14 protein-coding genes and 1 tRNA gene are annotated in these 16893 nt (G+C 57.5%); 8 read left to right on the forward strand and 7 right to left on the reverse strand.

Translation table 11 applies throughout. The annotated features are described in order from the left end of the window. Window positions 1-170 precede the first annotated feature (170 nt). The 3 genes from TSACC_RS03580 to TSACC_RS03590 all read right to left on the reverse strand — a co-directional run bounded on the left by TSACC_RS03580 (window position 171) and on the right by TSACC_RS03590 (window position 2767). Window positions 171-719 (reverse strand): PEP-CTERM sorting domain-containing protein, encoded by a 549-nt coding sequence (locus tag TSACC_RS03580; protein ID WP_075078020.1) that lies wholly within the window; start codon window positions 717-719, stop codon window positions 171-173. Window positions 720-1142: 423 nt separating this feature from the next. After that, entirely contained in the window at window positions 1143-1934 is a 792-nt protein-coding gene (gene larE / locus TSACC_RS03585) for an ATP-dependent sacrificial sulfur transferase LarE (RefSeq protein ID WP_169809521.1), read from the reverse strand. A 2-nt stretch (window positions 1935-1936) separates the two neighbouring features. After that, window positions 1937-2767, reverse strand: a complete 831-nt coding sequence (locus TSACC_RS03590) for a chlorite dismutase family protein (RefSeq protein WP_202815905.1) — start codon at window positions 2765-2767, stop codon at window positions 1937-1939. Between the two features lie 87 nt (window positions 2768-2854). Here TSACC_RS03590 and TSACC_RS03595 point away from each other — a divergent pair, with 87 nt between their 5' ends. From TSACC_RS03595 to TSACC_RS03620, 6 genes are all read left to right on the forward strand, one after another. Then, a complete protein-coding gene (locus TSACC_RS03595; protein ID WP_075078022.1) occupies window positions 2855-3088 on the forward strand; it encodes a ferredoxin in 234 nt (77 codons plus the stop codon). Between the two features lie 81 nt (window positions 3089-3169). Further along, the gene (locus TSACC_RS03600; RefSeq protein ID WP_075078023.1) at window positions 3170-3535 is read left to right on the forward strand and encodes a DciA family protein; all 366 of its coding nucleotides are present in this window, start codon (window positions 3170-3172) and stop codon (window positions 3533-3535) included. Window positions 3536-4211: 676 nt separating this feature from the next. Next, window positions 4212-4829, forward strand: a complete 618-nt coding sequence (locus TSACC_RS03605) for an HAD family hydrolase (RefSeq protein WP_075078024.1) — start codon at window positions 4212-4214, stop codon at window positions 4827-4829. A 58-nt stretch (window positions 4830-4887) separates the two neighbouring features. Continuing rightward, on the forward strand, window positions 4888-5241 hold the full coding sequence (locus TSACC_RS03610; protein ID WP_075078025.1) for a dihydroneopterin aldolase: 354 nt from the start codon (window positions 4888-4890) through the stop codon (window positions 5239-5241). A gap of 549 nt (window positions 5242-5790) precedes the next feature. Beyond that, window positions 5791-5866 (forward strand) — tRNA-Gly (locus TSACC_RS03615). 16 nt (window positions 5867-5882) lie between these two features. Then, window positions 5883-6296 carry a hypothetical protein gene (locus tag TSACC_RS03620; RefSeq protein WP_075078026.1) on the forward strand — a complete coding sequence of 138 codons (414 nt, stop codon included), beginning with the start codon at window positions 5883-5885 and terminating at the stop codon, window positions 6294-6296. 30 nt (window positions 6297-6326) lie between these two features. Here the strand turns inward: TSACC_RS03620 and TSACC_RS03625 are convergent, their stop codons facing one another. From TSACC_RS03625 to rhaM, 4 genes are all read right to left on the reverse strand, one after another. Further along, on the reverse strand, window positions 6327-8258 hold the full coding sequence (locus TSACC_RS03625; protein WP_084400155.1) for a glycoside hydrolase family 36 protein: 1932 nt from the start codon (window positions 8256-8258) through the stop codon (window positions 6327-6329). A gap of 26 nt (window positions 8259-8284) precedes the next feature. Next, window positions 8285-11317, reverse strand: a complete 3033-nt coding sequence (locus TSACC_RS03630; RefSeq protein WP_075078028.1) for a glycoside hydrolase 5 family protein — start codon at window positions 11315-11317, stop codon at window positions 8285-8287. A gap of 294 nt (window positions 11318-11611) precedes the next feature. Then, entirely contained in the window at window positions 11612-12661 is a 1050-nt protein-coding gene (locus tag TSACC_RS03635) for a LacI family DNA-binding transcriptional regulator (RefSeq protein WP_075078029.1), read from the reverse strand. Window positions 12662-12792: 131 nt separating this feature from the next. Further along, the gene (gene rhaM, locus TSACC_RS03640; RefSeq protein ID WP_075078030.1) at window positions 12793-13119 is read right to left on the reverse strand and encodes an L-rhamnose mutarotase; all 327 of its coding nucleotides are present in this window, start codon (window positions 13117-13119) and stop codon (window positions 12793-12795) included. A gap of 319 nt (window positions 13120-13438) precedes the next feature. On the opposite strand from rhaM, the gene TSACC_RS03645 reads away from it, so the two are divergent. After that, on the forward strand, window positions 13439-14620 hold the full coding sequence (locus tag TSACC_RS03645; protein WP_075078031.1) for a Gfo/Idh/MocA family protein: 1182 nt from the start codon (window positions 13439-13441) through the stop codon (window positions 14618-14620). A 394-nt stretch (window positions 14621-15014) separates the two neighbouring features. After that, a complete protein-coding gene (locus tag TSACC_RS03650) occupies window positions 15015-16745 on the forward strand; it encodes an autotransporter-associated beta strand repeat-containing protein (RefSeq protein WP_075078032.1) in 1731 nt (576 codons plus the stop codon). Window positions 16746-16893: the final 148 nt, after the last annotated feature.

Consider the following 16893-nt stretch of genomic DNA (forward strand, 5'->3'; position numbering starts at 1 on the left):
TCATTCGTTTACCTTGGATACCGTTCGTGATCAAAAAGCACGAACCGGAAAAGGGCGATGAATTTTTGGAGGATCAGGAGAGACGTTATTCCGCACGTTCCGACGATGCGATGAAAATCATCCTCCCTCGCCGGTTGGCCCAGGCACAACCGTGGCGCAGACCGTTCCGCTCACCCTTGCGAGGAAACCCTGCGGCGGAGGAAATAAAGCCCGAGCGCACCACCGACCAGCAGCGCCCAGGTCTGCGGTTCCGGAACGGCCTGCCATTGTCCGATCACGGTGCCGTTGGTCTCCGTGTTTACGCCGGTGATGATGTTGCCGTACGAGCCGATCGCCGGGAGAAAGGACGCGAAGCTGGACAGGTTGAGGTACGCCTCGCCGGTGAAGGCTCGCGCGGTCGTGTTGAAATTCTGCGGCGCAGTCAGCGAGCCGCCGTCGAGGAGATTCAGGTCCACGAGGGAGCCGCTGTAGTTGTCCGACTCGAAGTTCAGGTACGCGCCGCCACCCGTGGGCGTGAGCGTGCTGTCGCGCGTGTACATAACCGACATATTCACCGCGCTAGTGAAAAAATGGAGCAAATCGACGCCGACCATCTGCGGGAAGTCCGAATCGCTGGCCTGGGCGTTTGCGGTGGTTGCGGTGATTTTCACCGCCGAAGGATCAGTCACATCCACCAGCAACACCGTTGCAGCCGACGACGTCGCACAGAACGCCGCCATGGCAGCCAGGACACACACGAAAGCTTTCCAGACAGGGAACATAACGCGCCGGACTTTACGTGCCCTTTGTCTGAGATCAAGCCCCTGCGGCTGCTTTTCGCAACCAAATGCGCAATGGAGAAACATTTTACAGAAGGCAGCGAAGAAAGCAAAGGGGGTGCGGCGTCGCTCCGCATGGAGGGACGATATGGAAATTCGGGAGTGCGTCGTGGCAAGGGGGGAGGAAAGACGGGTTTGCAGCGGAGGAATTTTCGAGTTGCGCCACGCTGCCGACATGATCCTGTACATCGAAAACCTCGCCGATCAGCACGTCTTTCCCAGCGGGAGAAAACAGCCGTTCGCGGAACCCTCCGTCAGCCCCGAAAGGCCGCCAACCCTTTGTGTCCTTTGCGACCTTCTGTTTAAAAATGGTTTCCGTCCGGTTCAGGCCACGGTGCCGCGATACCCGTCGGGGTCGAGTTCCACGGAGGCGAAGCCTGCCTCGTGCAGGCCAGAGCGTATCGTCTCCTCCACGCGGAAGAGACTGGCGAGTTCGTCGGGAGCCACCTGGACGCGGGCGCCCGGCTTTTCCGCCGGCAGGTAGCGCACGCGGAAGACCCGGAACCCGTGCGCCTTCAGAAACGCCTCGCCCCGCTCGACCAGCTCGATCGCCGCGCGCGTCACCGGCGTGCCGTGCGGGATGCGCGACGACAGGCAGGGCTGGGCCGGGGCGTCCGCGGTTGGCAGGTCCCATTGGCGGGAGAGTTCGCGCACATCGGCCTTGGTCAATCCCGCCGCCTTCAGCGGGGCGATGACGGCAAACTCCGCCGCTGCCTGGGAACCGGGCCGCAGGTGGGCCGGGTCGTCGGCATTCTCGCCATAGGCCAGCGCCGCCGCTCCGCGCGAGTGGGCCAGCTCGTCCATGCGGAGAAACAGCTCGCTCTTGCAGAAATAGCACCGGTTCACCGGATTGCTCACATACCGCTCGTCCTCAAACTCCTGCGTCGTTACCACCTCGACACGCGCGCCGATGCGGTCCGCGACCTCCAGCGCCTCCGCCAGCGCCTGGCGCGGAAGGCTCGGGCTGTCGGCGATGATGCCCGTCACGGCCTCGCCCAGCGTGCGATGAGCCGCCGCGAGCAGGCACGTGCTGTCCACGCCCCCCGAGTACGCCACCAGCAGCGGCGTACGGGAGCGCAGGATCTCCTCCAGGCGGGCGAGCTTTTCCGTGAGCACGATTACAAACTCACCCGGGCAAAGAGCGAATCAAGCGGCATCTGGAGGCCGATGAAAAATTCGCCAAATTCCGCATACTGCGCGCTCACCTCGTCAAAGCGCATCTCGTACACGATCGCCTTGATGTCCGACGTGCTGCGGGAGAAGAGCGTGACGCCCCACTCCATGTCGTCCAGCCCCGTCGATCCCGTGATGAGCTGGAGCACGCGCCCGTGGTACGTGCGGCCCACGCGGGCGTGGCCGAGCATGAGCTTTTTGCGGGCTTCAAACTCGAGCGCATACCAGTTTTGCCCCGCCGTGCCGCGGCGTTTGGACATCGGGTAAAAGCAGACGACCGGCCAGTCGGGGAGGTTGGGTTCCAGGCGGTCCTTCATGTACTTCGCCATGCGGGCGCGGAAGGCGGCGAGGCGCTCCTCCTGCTGTGGGGTGCCGGGGGCGATGCCTTCGTCCTTTTCGAGGGAGATAAGAAATTCCTCCTCCGTCGTCGTGTACTCGCTGCGCTCCGTCATCGAGAGCCAGCTGAACTCCGGCACGAGGATGCCTGGGCCGAGCGCGAGACCGAGCTGCTTGGCAAACTGGTCGCCCACGTGGAGGTCCTTCGTCAGGAGCATGAAGCCGAGGTCCGCCTTGGGCGATACCATGCTGAAGGTTAGGAGCTGGGTATCCGGCGTGGCGCGGATATTCTGCACCAGCTGCGCGAGCGCGGTCTTGGCCGCGATTTTCTCCGAGTTATCCAGAATATCCCACGAGGCGTAGTCGATCCGGAAAAAAAGATGGATTACGTGCCGGCCCTCGGCGGGCAAGACAGGCTCTAGTGTCGGTACGGTCATCATTGACCTTTATGATGTGCCTCGGCAAAAAACGATTGCAATCCTTGGTGCGGAAATTAGTTTCCGCCATCGGATAGGAATCAACTTTTTATGGCAGATCTAGCGAACAAATACGCGCAGAACGTGGGAGGCAAATTCTACGTGGACGACCAGTGCATCGATTGCGACCTGTGTCGCGAAACCGCTCCGTCCAACTTCAAGCGCGACGACGACGGCGGGCACAGCTTCGTCTACAAACAGCCCGAGTCTCCTGAGGAGGAGACCCTCTGCAAGGAAGCCATGGAAGGCTGCCCGGTCGAGGCCATCGGCAACGACGGCGAATAAGCCGCCCGACATTCCAGATTTAACGAAGGAAGGCCTCCGCCGCAACGGAGGCCTTTTTTCTTCCCCCGGTCACCCCGCACCATGGCCCTGCGCATAGAGGAAATCCGTCGCCGCGTCCTCGAGGACTGGCGCGGCCTGCCCGAGCCGATCGAGAAACCCGATCGCTGCGTCGCCGTGCCCGATGCGCTGAAAAAGCTCCTCCCCAAGCTCGGCCTCTCCGAACGTCTCAACGAGCAGGAGATCCAGAGCGCGTGGAAGGACATCGTCGGGGAGTTCCTCGCCAGCCACTCCGTCCCCTCCGCCGTCCGCGAGGGCGTCCTCACCGTCCAGGTCCTCCAGCCCACCGTGCGCTACGAACTCGACCGCAGCTGGAAACCCCAGATCCTGCAAAAACTCCAGGCCCGCTTCGGCGCCAAGGCCATCCGCGAGGTTCGCTTTCGGAGTTAAGGGCAGGGGACGAACAGAAGGTAGCGAAGGCAGCAAAGGGATTGCTCAACCCGAAGATGGCGGGACCCCGCGACCTGGAGCGCATGCAGCGAGACCAGCCTAGGAAAACAGGTTTTTACAGAGCCAAGTCCGCGAGACAGGCGCAGCCAGCGTCGCAAAGAACGCAAATGGGGTGCCTCTCGTGTGTTTGCGTGACGGCGTTTTTTAAAAAAGGGACGACCGGGTGGAGACGTAGGGTCGGCATCCTGCCGACCTGTGAGTTTTGCTACACAGTCACGGCGTTTGTCGGCGTGCTGCCTGGCGAAAAAGTCCGGCGGGCGGGACGCCCACCCTACGACCGGATTTTCGAAACGAGTCAGTCGCCTTTCGTGACAAGGGCTCTACCTCTATTCCCGCCCTCAAGCTTTAGCATCAGACTCCTGCCTTCCCAGTGCTTCCTTCCACCCTCTGCAAAACCCCGTCTTTCCCTCCCCCACCACGGCACGCGCCAAAACCCACCACGCCCTGCCACCTCCAGGTCACGCCAGCCCCTTTGCTTCCTTCGCTACCTTCCGTTCGATCGGCCTTTGAGGCCTTCCCTTTGAGTTCTTTGTGACCTTCTGTAAAAACATGTCTTTTCCGCATCACTGAAAACTCGCCGTCTCCCGCCCTGCGGGCATAACCTCCCGCCAATCCGATGATCCGCAACGTCATCCTCGACTGGTCCGGCACCCTTGCCAACGATCTCGGCCCCGTACTGGAGGCCACCAACGCTATTTTCCACGACTTCGGTCGCGCCCCGCTCACGCTCGAGGAATTCCGCCACCACTTCCGGCTCCCTTTCTCCGGGTTCTACGCTGAACTGCTCCCCGAGGCTACCACCGAGGGCCTCGAGGTTCTCTATGAGCGCTTCTTTGCCAATCTCCAGGAGCGCGTCGAACTCCTCCCCGGCGCGCGGGAATTCCTCGAGTTCTGCGCCAGCACGGGACGCCGCACCTTCCTCCTCAGCACGATCAAGAAGCACCATTTCGAAACCCAGGCCGGCCGCCTCGGTGTCTACGCCTCCTTTGAACACGCCTACGTCGAGATCATGGACAAGCGGGAAAAAATCCGCGACATCCTCCACGACCACGGCCTGAACCCTGCCGAAACCATGTTCGTCGGCGACATGGTCCACGACATCGAGACCGCCCGCCACGGTGGAGTCCTCGATGTCGCCGTGCTCACCGGCTTTGACCCCCTGGAAAAACTCACGCCGGCCCGCCCCAGCGTCATCGTCCAGGACCTCGCCGCCCTCCAGCGCCTCCTCTCCTGATTCCCTCCGCCAGACTCGCCATCGCTCGTACCACCCTCCCAAGCCACAACCCACCGCCGTGAACGAAATCTTCATCAAAGCCCTCGCCGTCGACGTCCATATCGGAGTCCCCGACGAGGAACGCGCCCAGCCCCAGCGCATCCACCTCGATATCACCATCGTTCCGCGCGTCCCCTTCGACGCCCTCGACGACGACATCACCCGCACCGTCGACTACGACGCCGCCTCGCAAAGCATCGTCCGTCTCGCGCAGGCGCGTCCCCGCCGACTCATCGAGACCCTCGCCAGCGAGATCAGCCACATGCTCATCCGCGACTATCCCGCTACCGCTGCCACCGTGGAAATCCGCAAAGTCATCCTGCCCAACACCAAATACGTCGCCGTCCGCCACACCGCCCACGCCGGGACCTAGCGCCCGGAATAACGCGTGCTTTTTCACAGTACGCTCTCTGCACGAACCGCGGTGGCGGAGTTGAAAGAAGCGCGGCCTGTGTTCGTGCACTTATGATCTCCGGCCAGCATCCAACCTCAGAGTGCTCCCAGGAAGCGCGGTGACCGGGATCAGTACAATGCGAGAGAAGCGATGACCGCAGCGCAGCCATCCTCGCAAGACCACAGACACTACCTGATCGTCCGGACCTCAGTCCCTCGTCCGCGCCTCGCTTTCCGCGCGATACCTTTCACGAGCGCCGAGCCGTCCTAAAAAACAGATCGTAGCTCGCAGGCTTCGATCCAGGCGATGCCGCTCAACCAGCGCAGACCGGCATTTCCCGGCATCTGCGATGCATCGTTCCCGTAAAAGTGCCAGGATGAAACCGAGTCGCCGCTGTCGCCTCTGGAACCCGCACCGATCAAAGCCTTTCAGCGGAAAGACGGAGCCTACCTTCAAAAAATCTTAAAATTCCTGAAAACCGCCATTGACGTTTTAGGGGAGTGCGGTACTCTTTGCCTCCCAAGTTACGCGGGTGTAACTCAGTTGGTAGAGTGCAACCTTGCCAAGGTTGATGTCGCGAGTTCGAGTCTCGTCACCCGCTCCACCTTCCACAAACTCTTGTGGAAGAGCGCATTAAAAGATCTGCCGAGGCTCTTCAGGCGGATCTCGATGCTACCGAGAAAAAGGTCGGCGAGTTGGAAAAGGAAATCGGCCCTCTACGGCGGCTGGCGGAAGTGGCGGGCAAGTTTCTAGATGCCGTTATGGATAATTGGCCGAAGCTCGGCCCCGACTTGATAGCCATGCTCAAGGAGATCGGCGAGTTGATTGGGAATAAGGACGGGCAAGAGCTTGTTCAAAAACTGGAAAAAGGCGATGCCGCGCAGCTGTTTCAGACGGGATTTCTGGTACTGGAGGCATTTTTCCTGAGGGCAGCCGCCCGAGATTTGAAGATGTGCTGCGGTTCAACGAGCTCTTCCGCTACACTCACTTGCCATACTTCCCCAAGCAGGAAAAACCATGGGGGATACTACTAACATCTTAGGAAGCGCGCTCAGACGATGCGTCTATTCAGGGAACTCAATCCAGATTCGAGCGCTTCTGGGTGGAAGGGGCGGAAAGCGTCCTTCCCGGACGGAGATAATCTCTCCTGAAAGCCATTCCTTATAGGACTTATCGTTGCAGGCATTTTCAGATATCTGAATGCTTTTCGAGTCGTCGGAGAGGTTAAAGAGACCAATCATTGCCCGATCGCTCGTTGATCGGAGCACGGCCAGATCGGGATCACGAAAGCAATTAACCAAGCCTACCTTTTGCCGATGAGATGCAAATGCTTGTTGAAGGAGAAGCTGACGCTCAGGCGGCAGGTTGTTCCAGACTTCAGAAAGCACGCTCAACCCACCGGTAAACCAGACCGCTCTGACCCAGAATTCCGCTTCATTCAATGTCAGGCCAAAGTCCTTTTCTGAAATCCCCAGCCCGGTGGTTGGCAGCTCCGCCCTGATATGTTCAAACGCTGCGATCTCGTGAGAAACGGAGACGTCGCGAGCCAATAAACAATCCGGATCGTTCTGCCACCAGGCCTCGTGCATCCACTGCCGGTAAAACGTCGGATAGGCTGCTGCGCGAATACTGCAGTTCCCCTGGGGCCATTCCACCAGATTGATAGGGGCGTACCAGCGGCCGCCCACGTCGGGTCCGATGCGCATAGCGTCACAGAGCCCAATGGCGGGACCGAGGGGACTTCCGCAAGCCAAAACAAATTTCTCCTCTCCAGCGCAGCGTCGGATCACTTCCATACCCATCCTGAAGGCCTCTGCAGTCGTCTTGGTGGGATCAAATCTATTTCCTTCCAAAACGCCGTGCATCAGAAAATCGATTTTTACATAATCAAAACCCCAGTCGTAAAAAACGCGGTTAAAAGTCTCTTCCAGCCAGTTCAGGACTTCCGGATGTGTCAAGTCCAGCCCCTTCACCTCAGCCGGACCTCCGGCATCGAGAAGACCGCCTTGTCGATTCCTGGTCTGAATAAGCCAGTCGGGGTGCTCCGCAACGAGGGTGCTTGCCGGATCAGCACTAAAGGGCGCCAACCACAGCCCGGCTTGAAAGCCCAGAGCGTGAATTTCATCCGCCATGCGCTTCATTCCCATCGGAAACTTCCCGCCAGGCTGCCAGTCACCCCAGACTCTCTGCGCGTCAACTCCGGGGCGATTCCAGCCTTCATCAATTTGAATAACCTTGATCCGTTCACCCAGAGGAGATGCCCTTAGAACTCTCGCGTTTTCGAGAATATCGTCCTCGGTCTCGCTGCCATAATAGTGATACCAGCTACACCATCCCGACATGGTCTCTGAGGATACCCTTGCGCCGAGCCTCTGGCCTGTCACCTTTGCATACTCGCTGAACAAGGCGCTCATTCTTTGCCCTGCTCCGATCAAAAGAGGGGAAATTTCCAGTTCGGCGCCCGGCGCGAGAGCGATATCCTCCCGAGGGCACACCGGGGTTAGTCTACGTACGCTCGCATCTGCGGAAAATCGGTAGAAACTGTCGCTCAGATCTTCAAATCCGGCAAGCAGACCCTCTTCATCATTTAACCCTGAAAGTGCTACACACATGTGGGACTCAAAGATTCCTTGAAACTCGAAAATCCCAACCTTCTTCGTCATGGTTTCGCTTTGTGAGAATATTCGATCCCAACCTAAGCACAAAACCCCGGAAAACGGTTCGACGGAACGAATATTGACTGCCGTTTGGCTATCATTGCGAATGATCGTTCGGACCTTGAACCATTGATCGCACTCCTCCCATGTATGGGAAATGGCGATACTATCGATCTTATGGACCCACGCGTCTTGCGACTTCTCCGTCGCCGAAACCGCACCTATGGCAACAAAACCGTCCGCAAGCTCGACGCGCGAAACTAGATCGGACAAAAGGACGCGACCTCCCAATCGCAATTCCCCGCGTTCAGAGACAAACCAATTATTTGTAACGCTCATTTGATTCTATACAGCGGAATATCGTCTCAATCCGCGGTGGAGCCTCCGACCAATATCAAGTGGCTGATCTCCAATGTGTGTTCCAATGCCAGGCTCCTCCCGCCAAACTCCAGGACCCTCCAGGTCGTTGGATCGAGCCGGGTATTCTGATTTCCGATCGCAGCCGGACCAGGCTTGAACTCTGCAAAGGGAATGTAGGCAACATGCCATTCCCCATCTCCCGGGAAAATATCCGGAACCCAAAAAGGAATGCCTTCATTTGCACCGTTCACGCCAGTTTTCGCGATGATCGCTGGCGCCCGGCCGCCTGATGCCTTTGCCCTGATCAGGATGCCGTAGGCAGTCGAAGGATCGATCGGTTTCGGCAAGGTGAATCGGGGAAATGTCCATAAACCACGGTTACCGGGGTTGCTCTCGAAGATGCTCGTGATGCGCAGAACTCCATCCGGCAACATCGAAAAGCTCGTCTTTCCTTTGCTCTGATTGGTGCGCCAATTCGCGAGGTCCGCAATGGGAAGGGGAGATTTATTTCGGTGAATGGAGAGATGTTGCTCCAGGTTACCCTCCATGACGAAGGGAACCGCCAGCGGGGAAGGTTGAGAGCCAGCCGAGGATTTCGCGGTGACGATGATAAACTTCGTCTTGGCGATATCCAACGTGTTTGACGCATCCAACTTCCAGTCAACATCAACAAACCCCATGGCTGGAACCGCCACGCTCTCCTTCTTCAGCGGTGTTCCGCCCGGAAGAGTCAGCTCCGGAATGACGTCGAGCGGATCTTTGGAAAGATTGTGGATGCGGACCGTGATTGGAAGGGCTTTCGCAGTTTCCTGGGTCACCAGATAGCGACGGGTGGAAGCCCGGGACGGAGTATTCTGCGGCAAAAGTTGAAGAACAACGGGAGAAGCGCGCCGCTCATGCACCAGAGGGTTCTGGCCGATTTTGTAGAGCCGTGCCGCCTCCGTGTCGGGGTCCAATTTTTCGCGAATCTCTGCCTCATTGGCCCACAAAAAGCCGATGCCATCGGGCAGAGGAATCTTTCCGTTGACGGGTTGAAGCTCCCGGCCATCCGCTCCCGCAATTCTTTTTCCAGTAACCGGAAGTGAAACAAGCGCCTTGGAATCAATGACACCGGTATAGAGCACCACGACTCGCTCTCCACCAGATGGGTCTCCAAAGACGCGGGCGCGTTGGAGAGATTCTCCGACACCCTTCAAGTCACCCAGGTATTTCTTTCCCCCAAGGTTCGATACGGTATTTGCATAGACGGCCATGCTGCGCAAGGGGCTTGCTTCCCGTCCGAACATGCTGAAGTTCTTGAGCCCCTCCTCGTAATAGGTGAGGACGAAGGGGAAAGCTCGGGCGACTCCGCATGCCATCGATTCCACCCCCATGCCGGATATCTCCATGGCGCTGACGGCATCCTGATCCTGAGGAGGACGAGCCGGTCCATTCACCCATGGCTTACCGTATTCAGTGAGCCAGAGCGGCATATTCTCCTTGCCCGAGATCTTCAGCCATTCCCGATACAGACCGATCATTTTCTCCATGTTTGGAGTGGAGTCATAGGAGTGGAAACTCACGACGTCCGAGTCGTCCAACATCCCATTCTCTGCGCAAGTGGTGAAATAGGGACCCGGTGGCATAGTCGCAAAAACACCACCAACGAGAGGAACCTTTGAGTCAGCTTCCTTCAATGCATAGCTGAGAGCCTTGACCATCGGAACGTATTGATCGGCCGAGGCAACCGCCAGGTCAGGCTCATTATAGACTTCCAATCCGCCCCAAATATTCTCCCAGTGCCTGGCCACGCCGCTCCACTCGGAAGCCATAACCGCTAGATTCTGGGGAAAGATCTGGCCCTTCATCATGCCAAACTTCGCTTCGTCGCGCATGACGATATCGAGAACCCTCACATTGTGGTCGGAATAAACCCTCCGCAGTGATTCCATTTTTCGCTCCCCGCCCTCCCAATTGTACTGCCCGGGACCCTTTCCAAAAATCGCACTCGATCTCTCACGCGCGATCGAGAGGCCTGTGCGAGACATGATTTTCACCAGCCCGACCCGACGCGCTGGGTCGAGCTCCAGCGAAGTCATCGAGGCGTCGACCCCAAAGAATGGATCGACGGGGCCAGCGTGAGGGTCGATACTCACTATGCCAAAGCTTTCTGCGGCCAATGGAAATACCACCTCAAAGTAGCCCTGTTTGAAAACACGCTTCAGGCTTAGTATTCCGTCCTCCCCTAGATTCGCGACACCGGAGTCTATCTGGTTTCCAGAATAATCGTTGATCACATACGGAACTTCATGTGATGGTCCCGGGCTTCCGACCTTCCACTGGAGCGTCGTGTCCGCACCGGGGGTGACAAAGAACATGCTGTAATCAAGCGGCGTAAATGCCGTTGCCGAAAGGCTGGCCAGGCTGACCTTGAAATTACTCACGACCGGCACATTGGCGTCAACTGGTTCGTGAAAATGAAAGCCTGCAGCCGATATGCCGTTCAACTGCGCCTCTGGTGGCAATACCAAATTTTCGATCGCCGGATGGCCATTGATTCGAACGGTTGCCATTCGAGTGGTGGTATCCACATCGAATTCGATATGGTTTGGACTGTCGCTATGGATTAATCCTGGCGTGGGCGCGGCGACCAAATTCCTTCCGGCTGCGAAGAGATTGTATCGGCCATCGCTGGTTACGGTGACCATGACGGCGAGATTCCGCCAGAACAGCTCGCTAAGTTTTGCCCTTCCCAGAGCCAACCCCGTCCAACTCGTACCCCGCGCATCCACATCCGCTTCAACATGAATTTTCCCGGCTATCACCGGAAATGAAAGTTGAGACGCTCCCGGTCCGTTGGCGGAAACTCCATCCTTCACCATGACAATGCTTTTCGTCGCAGTCCATTTTCCTCCGCCTTCTTCGATGTCGGTTTTATCAAGCGGTTTACCCACCTCCCGCTGAGGTGTCGGCCGGAGACCGTCAGTGAAACTGGTGACCGGGACTGTCTGGGATTGAACGGCCACCGACAGACCGAACATAACGAAAAAGTTCCACATCAGAAACTTTGAGAGTCTCGAAGTTCCGCAATGTTGATCGCCGGGAAAGGAACTCTGAATATTTGTCTGCATGGGAAGGAGGGGAATTGGCGCCTTGGATCAAGATCATGGCGGGTTTGCGCGTTGTCGCTCCTGCCGTGAAGTAAACGGACGGTATTTCGCGTTTGGGATAACACAATTCCCATTTCATGTTATACGTAATCTTGATTGGCTGGCCTTCTTCCGGGGATCGATGGGAGCCGAAGAAGATCTCGTCCGCCGCCGGACTCCGATTGGGCCGTGCTCGTTTCTTGATTAAGCTCTCGCAGACCGTTCACGAATGTGGCTGATCGTGGAATTTCCCATTATCCACTCTCCGCCGGCCATCACGACCTTGGGCGCTTTGGGTATGCCCCTTTCGTTTTTGTGGATCTGTTCAACCACGATATCAACCGCCAGCTCCCCGACCCGCTCGTAATGTTGGGCTACGCCCGATAAACCGATGTTGCTGCCGTCGCTGTGCAGGCTGGCTACACCCACCTCCGTGGGGACGGAAAACCCCTCCTCCTCCACCCAATTCTTGACGGACGAATCGAGACAGAGGATGGCATCGGGTCGATGTTTGTGAAGCCACTTTGAAAACGTCCGTTTTTGCCAATCGCTTGTCATCAGGATTGGAACTCTCCCGCTGGCAGGCGCATAGAACTGTTCAGCCGAGAAACCGGCGACCCACCTTCTGTTTACCCGCTCATCGTCGCTGGCCTGAATGGCCAAGCCAATACGCTTGTATCCCAGCTCACTCAGAGATCGGCAGGCCGTGGAGACTGTCGCCAACTGGTCGTTGACGGCTCGGTGCAACACCGGAGCTTTCATGGAATACCCGATGGCCGCACACGCGAACCAATCCCAGGCCAGATTTATCTGCGGAGGTGGCTCGGGCAACGGGGCAATGATCAAGCCAGCCACTCCACGTCCGTGGAGGATTTTGTTCGCACGCTGGTCCGTCATTCCAGGCTCGGTCAGGCAGAAATGCTCAACGCCATAGCCGAGTGCATCGGCCCGCATTCGCGCCCCTTGGAAGGCATGGACGTTTAGGGATAGATCCTTCCAATGCGCGGGATCCGGATAGGCCGTTACAAAACAAATCGTCGCAAATCCCCCGTGGGGGCGCACGCCCCGTAGCTGAGCCATAAGGGTCGACACCATAGGATTTGGGCGATATCCCATTTCATCGGCAATTTTCTGAATGCGCCGTCTCGTAGACTCGGGCAGGCTCGGGTGGTTTCGCAGCGCTCGCGAAACTGTCATGGACGATACCCCGGCCTTTTCGGCCACAGCTCTCATCGAAATTTTGACCAGTTTCATGTTACGTATATCGTTACATGATTCCGGGCGTTGTCCAGTCCTGCCCGACCGGGAGCCCGTGTATGCCGCGTTGCCTTATCGTACGCCACCCGGAGCGATGTCCCAACCACTCTTCTGCCGCCTCAACGGCGCTATTCAATATTAAAGACCTGACGGCAATCTCGTACGACAGGGCTGTTATCATCATTTGACGACATGATTTCAGCCATGTATTTCCACCATCTCTTGCAGACATCTGTGTCTGCTATTGCTGCAAATTTCTCCTCCGACTCAATCTCCAGGCAGGCAAATATTTGAGACGTCTGCTCGTCTAGAAAGATGGAATAGTTGCTCACGCCGTGCTCCTTCAGAACACGAAGCAGCTCCGGCCAGACATGGGCATGACGTTGCGCATACTCGCTTTCTTTGCCCGGAAAGACGGACATGATAAACGCTTTGCGGATCTTCGGGGAAGACATGATCAGAATAGCAAACAGCCAAGGTTAATCGTCGAACCCACGCCGGCCACATCTTTTTGATGTTATCCGTAATCTTCGCGAACGGAACCTCGCGATTCGATTTTCCCGGCAATGTTAGGTGTAACTTTAAATAGATCTCGATTGAGTTGATTCGGTCCCGGAAACCTTAACAGCGCGTTCTTATGACCAATCCGACATTTCCGGCTTCGAGCCCCGGTGCTTCAGCGCATCACGAAGAGCAGCACTGCCACAGATGCACACTGGTGTGCGGCCATCGGATTAGTGCTATTGCCGTCATGGGCGAACCGAGGCGAGATTGATGCAAGACCTGATCAAACCCTTGTCGTCCGAGGTCGTCGCATCCGAAGCATTTGGAGACGCTCGATCACGCATTCCGCAAGATCGAAGAAACCATCTGCGCGCTGCCATCATCGGGGTATCGGGGTATGCCAGCATGCTGCTCGACTCCGTCATCCCGGCGCTGAAGGCGGTGCAAGGAAGCCTGGTAGCGGCAACTGCAATCGGAGCCGATGGCGAATCGCCGACTGCCAGGGCCCTTTCCAACGCTGGCTGCGCGATCTTTTCGGATTACCAACAGATGCTTTCCACGTTTCGCGGCCGGATCGATCTCTGCATCATTCCAACCAGCATTCACTGGCATGCGCGAATGAGTGTGGACGCCATGGGCGCGGGAGCCCACGTCCTCGTAGAAAAGCCGCTAGCCGGCTCCGTGGCGGATGCCTTGAAAGTCACGGAGGCCTCAAGCCGTACCGGCCGTTTTGCCGCAGTTGGCTTCCAGGACATGTACTCCACGACAACTTACGAGATTAAGAAATTTCTCTGCTCGAACCGCCTTGGCCGTGTCCGCTCCATTTTTGTCTCGGGAAGCTGGCCGCGGGAAAAGCCTTATTACGACCGCAATGACTGGGCCGGAAAGAGTTTCAAGGATGGCTGGGCCGTTCAGGACTCGCCTATCAACAATGCCTTCGCTCATTTCTTGAATCTCGCACTCTTCTTCTCGGGGTCGGGAATCGAAAAATTCGCCCGGATCGAGCACTACGGCGGAAAGTTGCTCCGATGCTACCCCATCGAGACATTTGATACCGCCAAGGTGAAATTGCAAACGACGGAGGGCGTTCAAATCGACTGCACTTTCACCCATTCCGACGAAGACTTGGTAGACCCTGTCCTGACCATCACGCTCGACCAAGGTTCCCTCGTCTGGGATTTCGAAAATATTGCTCGCGCCGCTCACAAAGATGGCACCGAGGTCGCCCGTTGGAAACTTGATACCTCCAGCGAAGCGAGATTGGCCATGATGACGAATGTCCTGCACTGTCTTGAATCGGGCGACGATCCGATGTTTCCGGCTCGGACCGCGTTGATTCACACGCGGGTGGTCGAGCGTATCATGTCCAGTCTCCCTATCGAGAACTTCAATTCGGAATCTCCCTCGTGGCGATTGCGAAGTGGGCTCCTTAGCTCGTTGCTTTACGCCTAGCGTGGCACATTCTCCGCAGAGTTGCTCGTGTCTTTCCATCGACCATCTCGAACGAAAAAGAACAATGCCACTCCGCCCTATGGTCACTCAGCTCCATGCGGTGTCGCCGCTGGCTGTCGAGGATCGCGCGTGGTTTTCAAGCGCGCTGGTCATACGACGTGGTGGCGAGCTTATCCCTGTAAACTAGACCACTGGCCAGTCGAAGCTTCGGTGATAATGCCAGCTTATTTTGAATCGAAAGTCCAAGGAAAGCCTGCATGGATGACCCCGCGTCTCCGGCCAGGGAGAAATTTCGATCCTACGTGTCAGCATACGACACGTTAGGTGTAACACACTTTTCACATTGTTCCGTTACAGACCTCCATTTTACTTTCGCACTCAACCCCCTCATTCTATGAAATATCTCCTTCCACTCGTTCCCTCCATCGCCGTCTTTGGCCTTCTCACTTTGGTTCCCGACAGCGGCCGGGCCGCCAGCAATACCTGGGATGGAGGAGGTGCGAATGGAAACTGGTCAACCCCTGGCAACTGGGTGGGCGATACCAATATCCCCGGTGTTGCCGACAACGGCGTCACGACGACGAACACTGACACCGCCACGTTCTTTCAGCCTCTGGGAACCTCGCCGATTGTCATCGACGCAGGTGGACGGAATCTTCAGAATATTACCTTCGATACGAACACCAATGTGGCTTTCGTGATAGGCACGGTCGGCGGAACCAATGCTCTTCTCCTCACGAACGGAGGAGCGATCACAAACAAGACCTCCACATCAACATCCAATGCGCAGACGATCAATGCGCCCATTGTGATTCAAGGCAACGGTGGCTCCTACACCTTTGATCAACAAGACGGAGGAACCGGCGCGGCAATCACTTTCAACGGGCCGATCTCTGGCGTGTCCACGTCGGGCAATACCACCACGCTCACTCTGACAGCATCCAACAATGGTGTGAGCATCATCAACGGGAAGGTCAGTGATGGAAGCGGCGGAGGAAAGCTGTCCATTTCCTCAACTGGAAATAGCGGCACTTGGCGGTTGACCGGCTCCAACGACTACACGGGCGGCACGACGATCTCGACGGGCAACATCCTGGTGGGCAACAACTCGGCTCTGGGCACGGGAACAGTGACATTTTCCGGGGCCAATGCGGGCACCCTTGGAGTGACCGGAGCCACCGCGATCACATTGGCCAACAATATCAACCTCCAGCACAGCGGGGGCAGCGGCTCTGGAAATATTTCCTCCGCCGCCAGCACCGCGGCACTGACTCTCAGTGGCACCATCACAAACGTGGGCGGGGGAAGTCGAGTCGTGACCCTCTCCAATACTAATGGAACGACCCTGTCAGGAAACATTCTCCTTTCAGATAACTCCAATGCAGGCACCCTAAACTTCCAACCGGCTGCAAACACGACCGCGACAATCTCCGGTGTAATCTCCAACGGAACGGCGGCATCCGGTGCCATCACCAAAAGCGCTACCGGCACATTGGTCCTTACCGGGAGCAATACCTATACCGGAGCGACCACGATCAGTGCGGGAACGCTGCTCATCAACGGTAACAACTCCTCCGCAACCGGCGCCGTCGCGGTGAATACCGGCGGCACGCTCGGCGGCAACGGCACCATCGGTGGCGCGGTAACCGTCGCCAACTCCACCACGGCCATTCTCGCGCCTGGTACGCTGTTGGATTCCACGGAAACTCTGACTCTGAACAACAAGGATCTCACGTTTTCCGGGGTGGATTCCCAATTGAAAATCGACATCACCGGGACGTCCGCCGGGAGTTTCGACCGCATCGTCGGCGTCAACTCGCTCACGGCAAACGGCGACATCACCTTCACCCTCTCCGGCACTTATGGGACGGCTTCTTGGGATGTCCTGGACTTCACTAGCAAGACGGGCAACTTCGACACGATCACGCTGGCCGGGAGCTATTCCGGGTCGCTGCTTCGCAGCGGAGACACATGGACCGGCACGGTCGGCGGACAGGCGTGGACCTTTGAGCAGACGACCGGAGTGCTTTCCGTCGTCCCCGAGCCGACAACTTGGGCATTGCTGGCCGCCTCGGCGACCTTCCTGGTGGTCACAGCCCGCCGACGCCGGGGCCTCCTCCGGTAAGGGCTTCCTCCTGGCGGATGACGCGCGGGCGTCGCGATCCTTTTCGTCGCCAGAGCATCAACCGCTGTTGCCAGTCCTGAGTCGATTGTCATTCACTGAGTACCAATGCATCCAAAAAGAATGGACGGCTGCCTGCCCGTATGCTGCG

This window comes from Terrimicrobium sacchariphilum (genome assembly GCF_001613545.1).
Taxonomy (GTDB): Bacteria; Verrucomicrobiota; Verrucomicrobiia; order Chthoniobacterales; family Terrimicrobiaceae; genus Terrimicrobium; species Terrimicrobium sacchariphilum.

What these genes read in the sequence shown, in the direction of transcription:
- TSACC_RS03580 (WP_075078020.1), bottom strand. Translation starts at nt 719, where the DNA reads ATGGCGGCGTTCTGTGCGACGTCGTCGGCTGCAACGGTGTTGCTGGTG.
- TSACC_RS03590 (WP_202815905.1), bottom strand. Translation starts at nt 2,767, where the DNA reads ATGATGACCGTACCGACACTAGAGCCTGTCTTGCCCGCCGAGGGCCGG.
- TSACC_RS03595 (WP_075078022.1), top strand. Translation starts at nt 2,855, where the DNA reads ATGGCAGATCTAGCGAACAAATACGCGCAGAACGTGGGAGGCAAATTC.
- TSACC_RS03600 (WP_075078023.1), top strand. Translation starts at nt 3,170, where the DNA reads ATGGCCCTGCGCATAGAGGAAATCCGTCGCCGCGTCCTCGAGGACTGG.
- TSACC_RS03605 (WP_075078024.1), top strand. Translation starts at nt 4,212, where the DNA reads ATGATCCGCAACGTCATCCTCGACTGGTCCGGCACCCTTGCCAACGAT.
- TSACC_RS03625 (WP_084400155.1), bottom strand. Translation starts at nt 8,258, where the DNA reads ATGAGCGTTACAAATAATTGGTTTGTCTCTGAACGCGGGGAATTGCGA.
- TSACC_RS03630 (WP_075078028.1), bottom strand. Translation starts at nt 11,317, where the DNA reads ATGTGGAACTTTTTCGTTATGTTCGGTCTGTCGGTGGCCGTTCAATCC.
- TSACC_RS03635 (WP_075078029.1), bottom strand. Translation starts at nt 12,661, where the DNA reads ATGAAACTGGTCAAAATTTCGATGAGAGCTGTGGCCGAAAAGGCCGGG.
- rhaM (WP_075078030.1), bottom strand. Translation starts at nt 13,119, where the DNA reads ATGTCTTCCCCGAAGATCCGCAAAGCGTTTATCATGTCCGTCTTTCCG.
- TSACC_RS03645 (WP_075078031.1), top strand. Translation starts at nt 13,439, where the DNA reads ATGCAAGACCTGATCAAACCCTTGTCGTCCGAGGTCGTCGCATCCGAA.
- TSACC_RS03650 (WP_075078032.1), top strand. Translation starts at nt 15,015, where the DNA reads ATGAAATATCTCCTTCCACTCGTTCCCTCCATCGCCGTCTTTGGCCTT.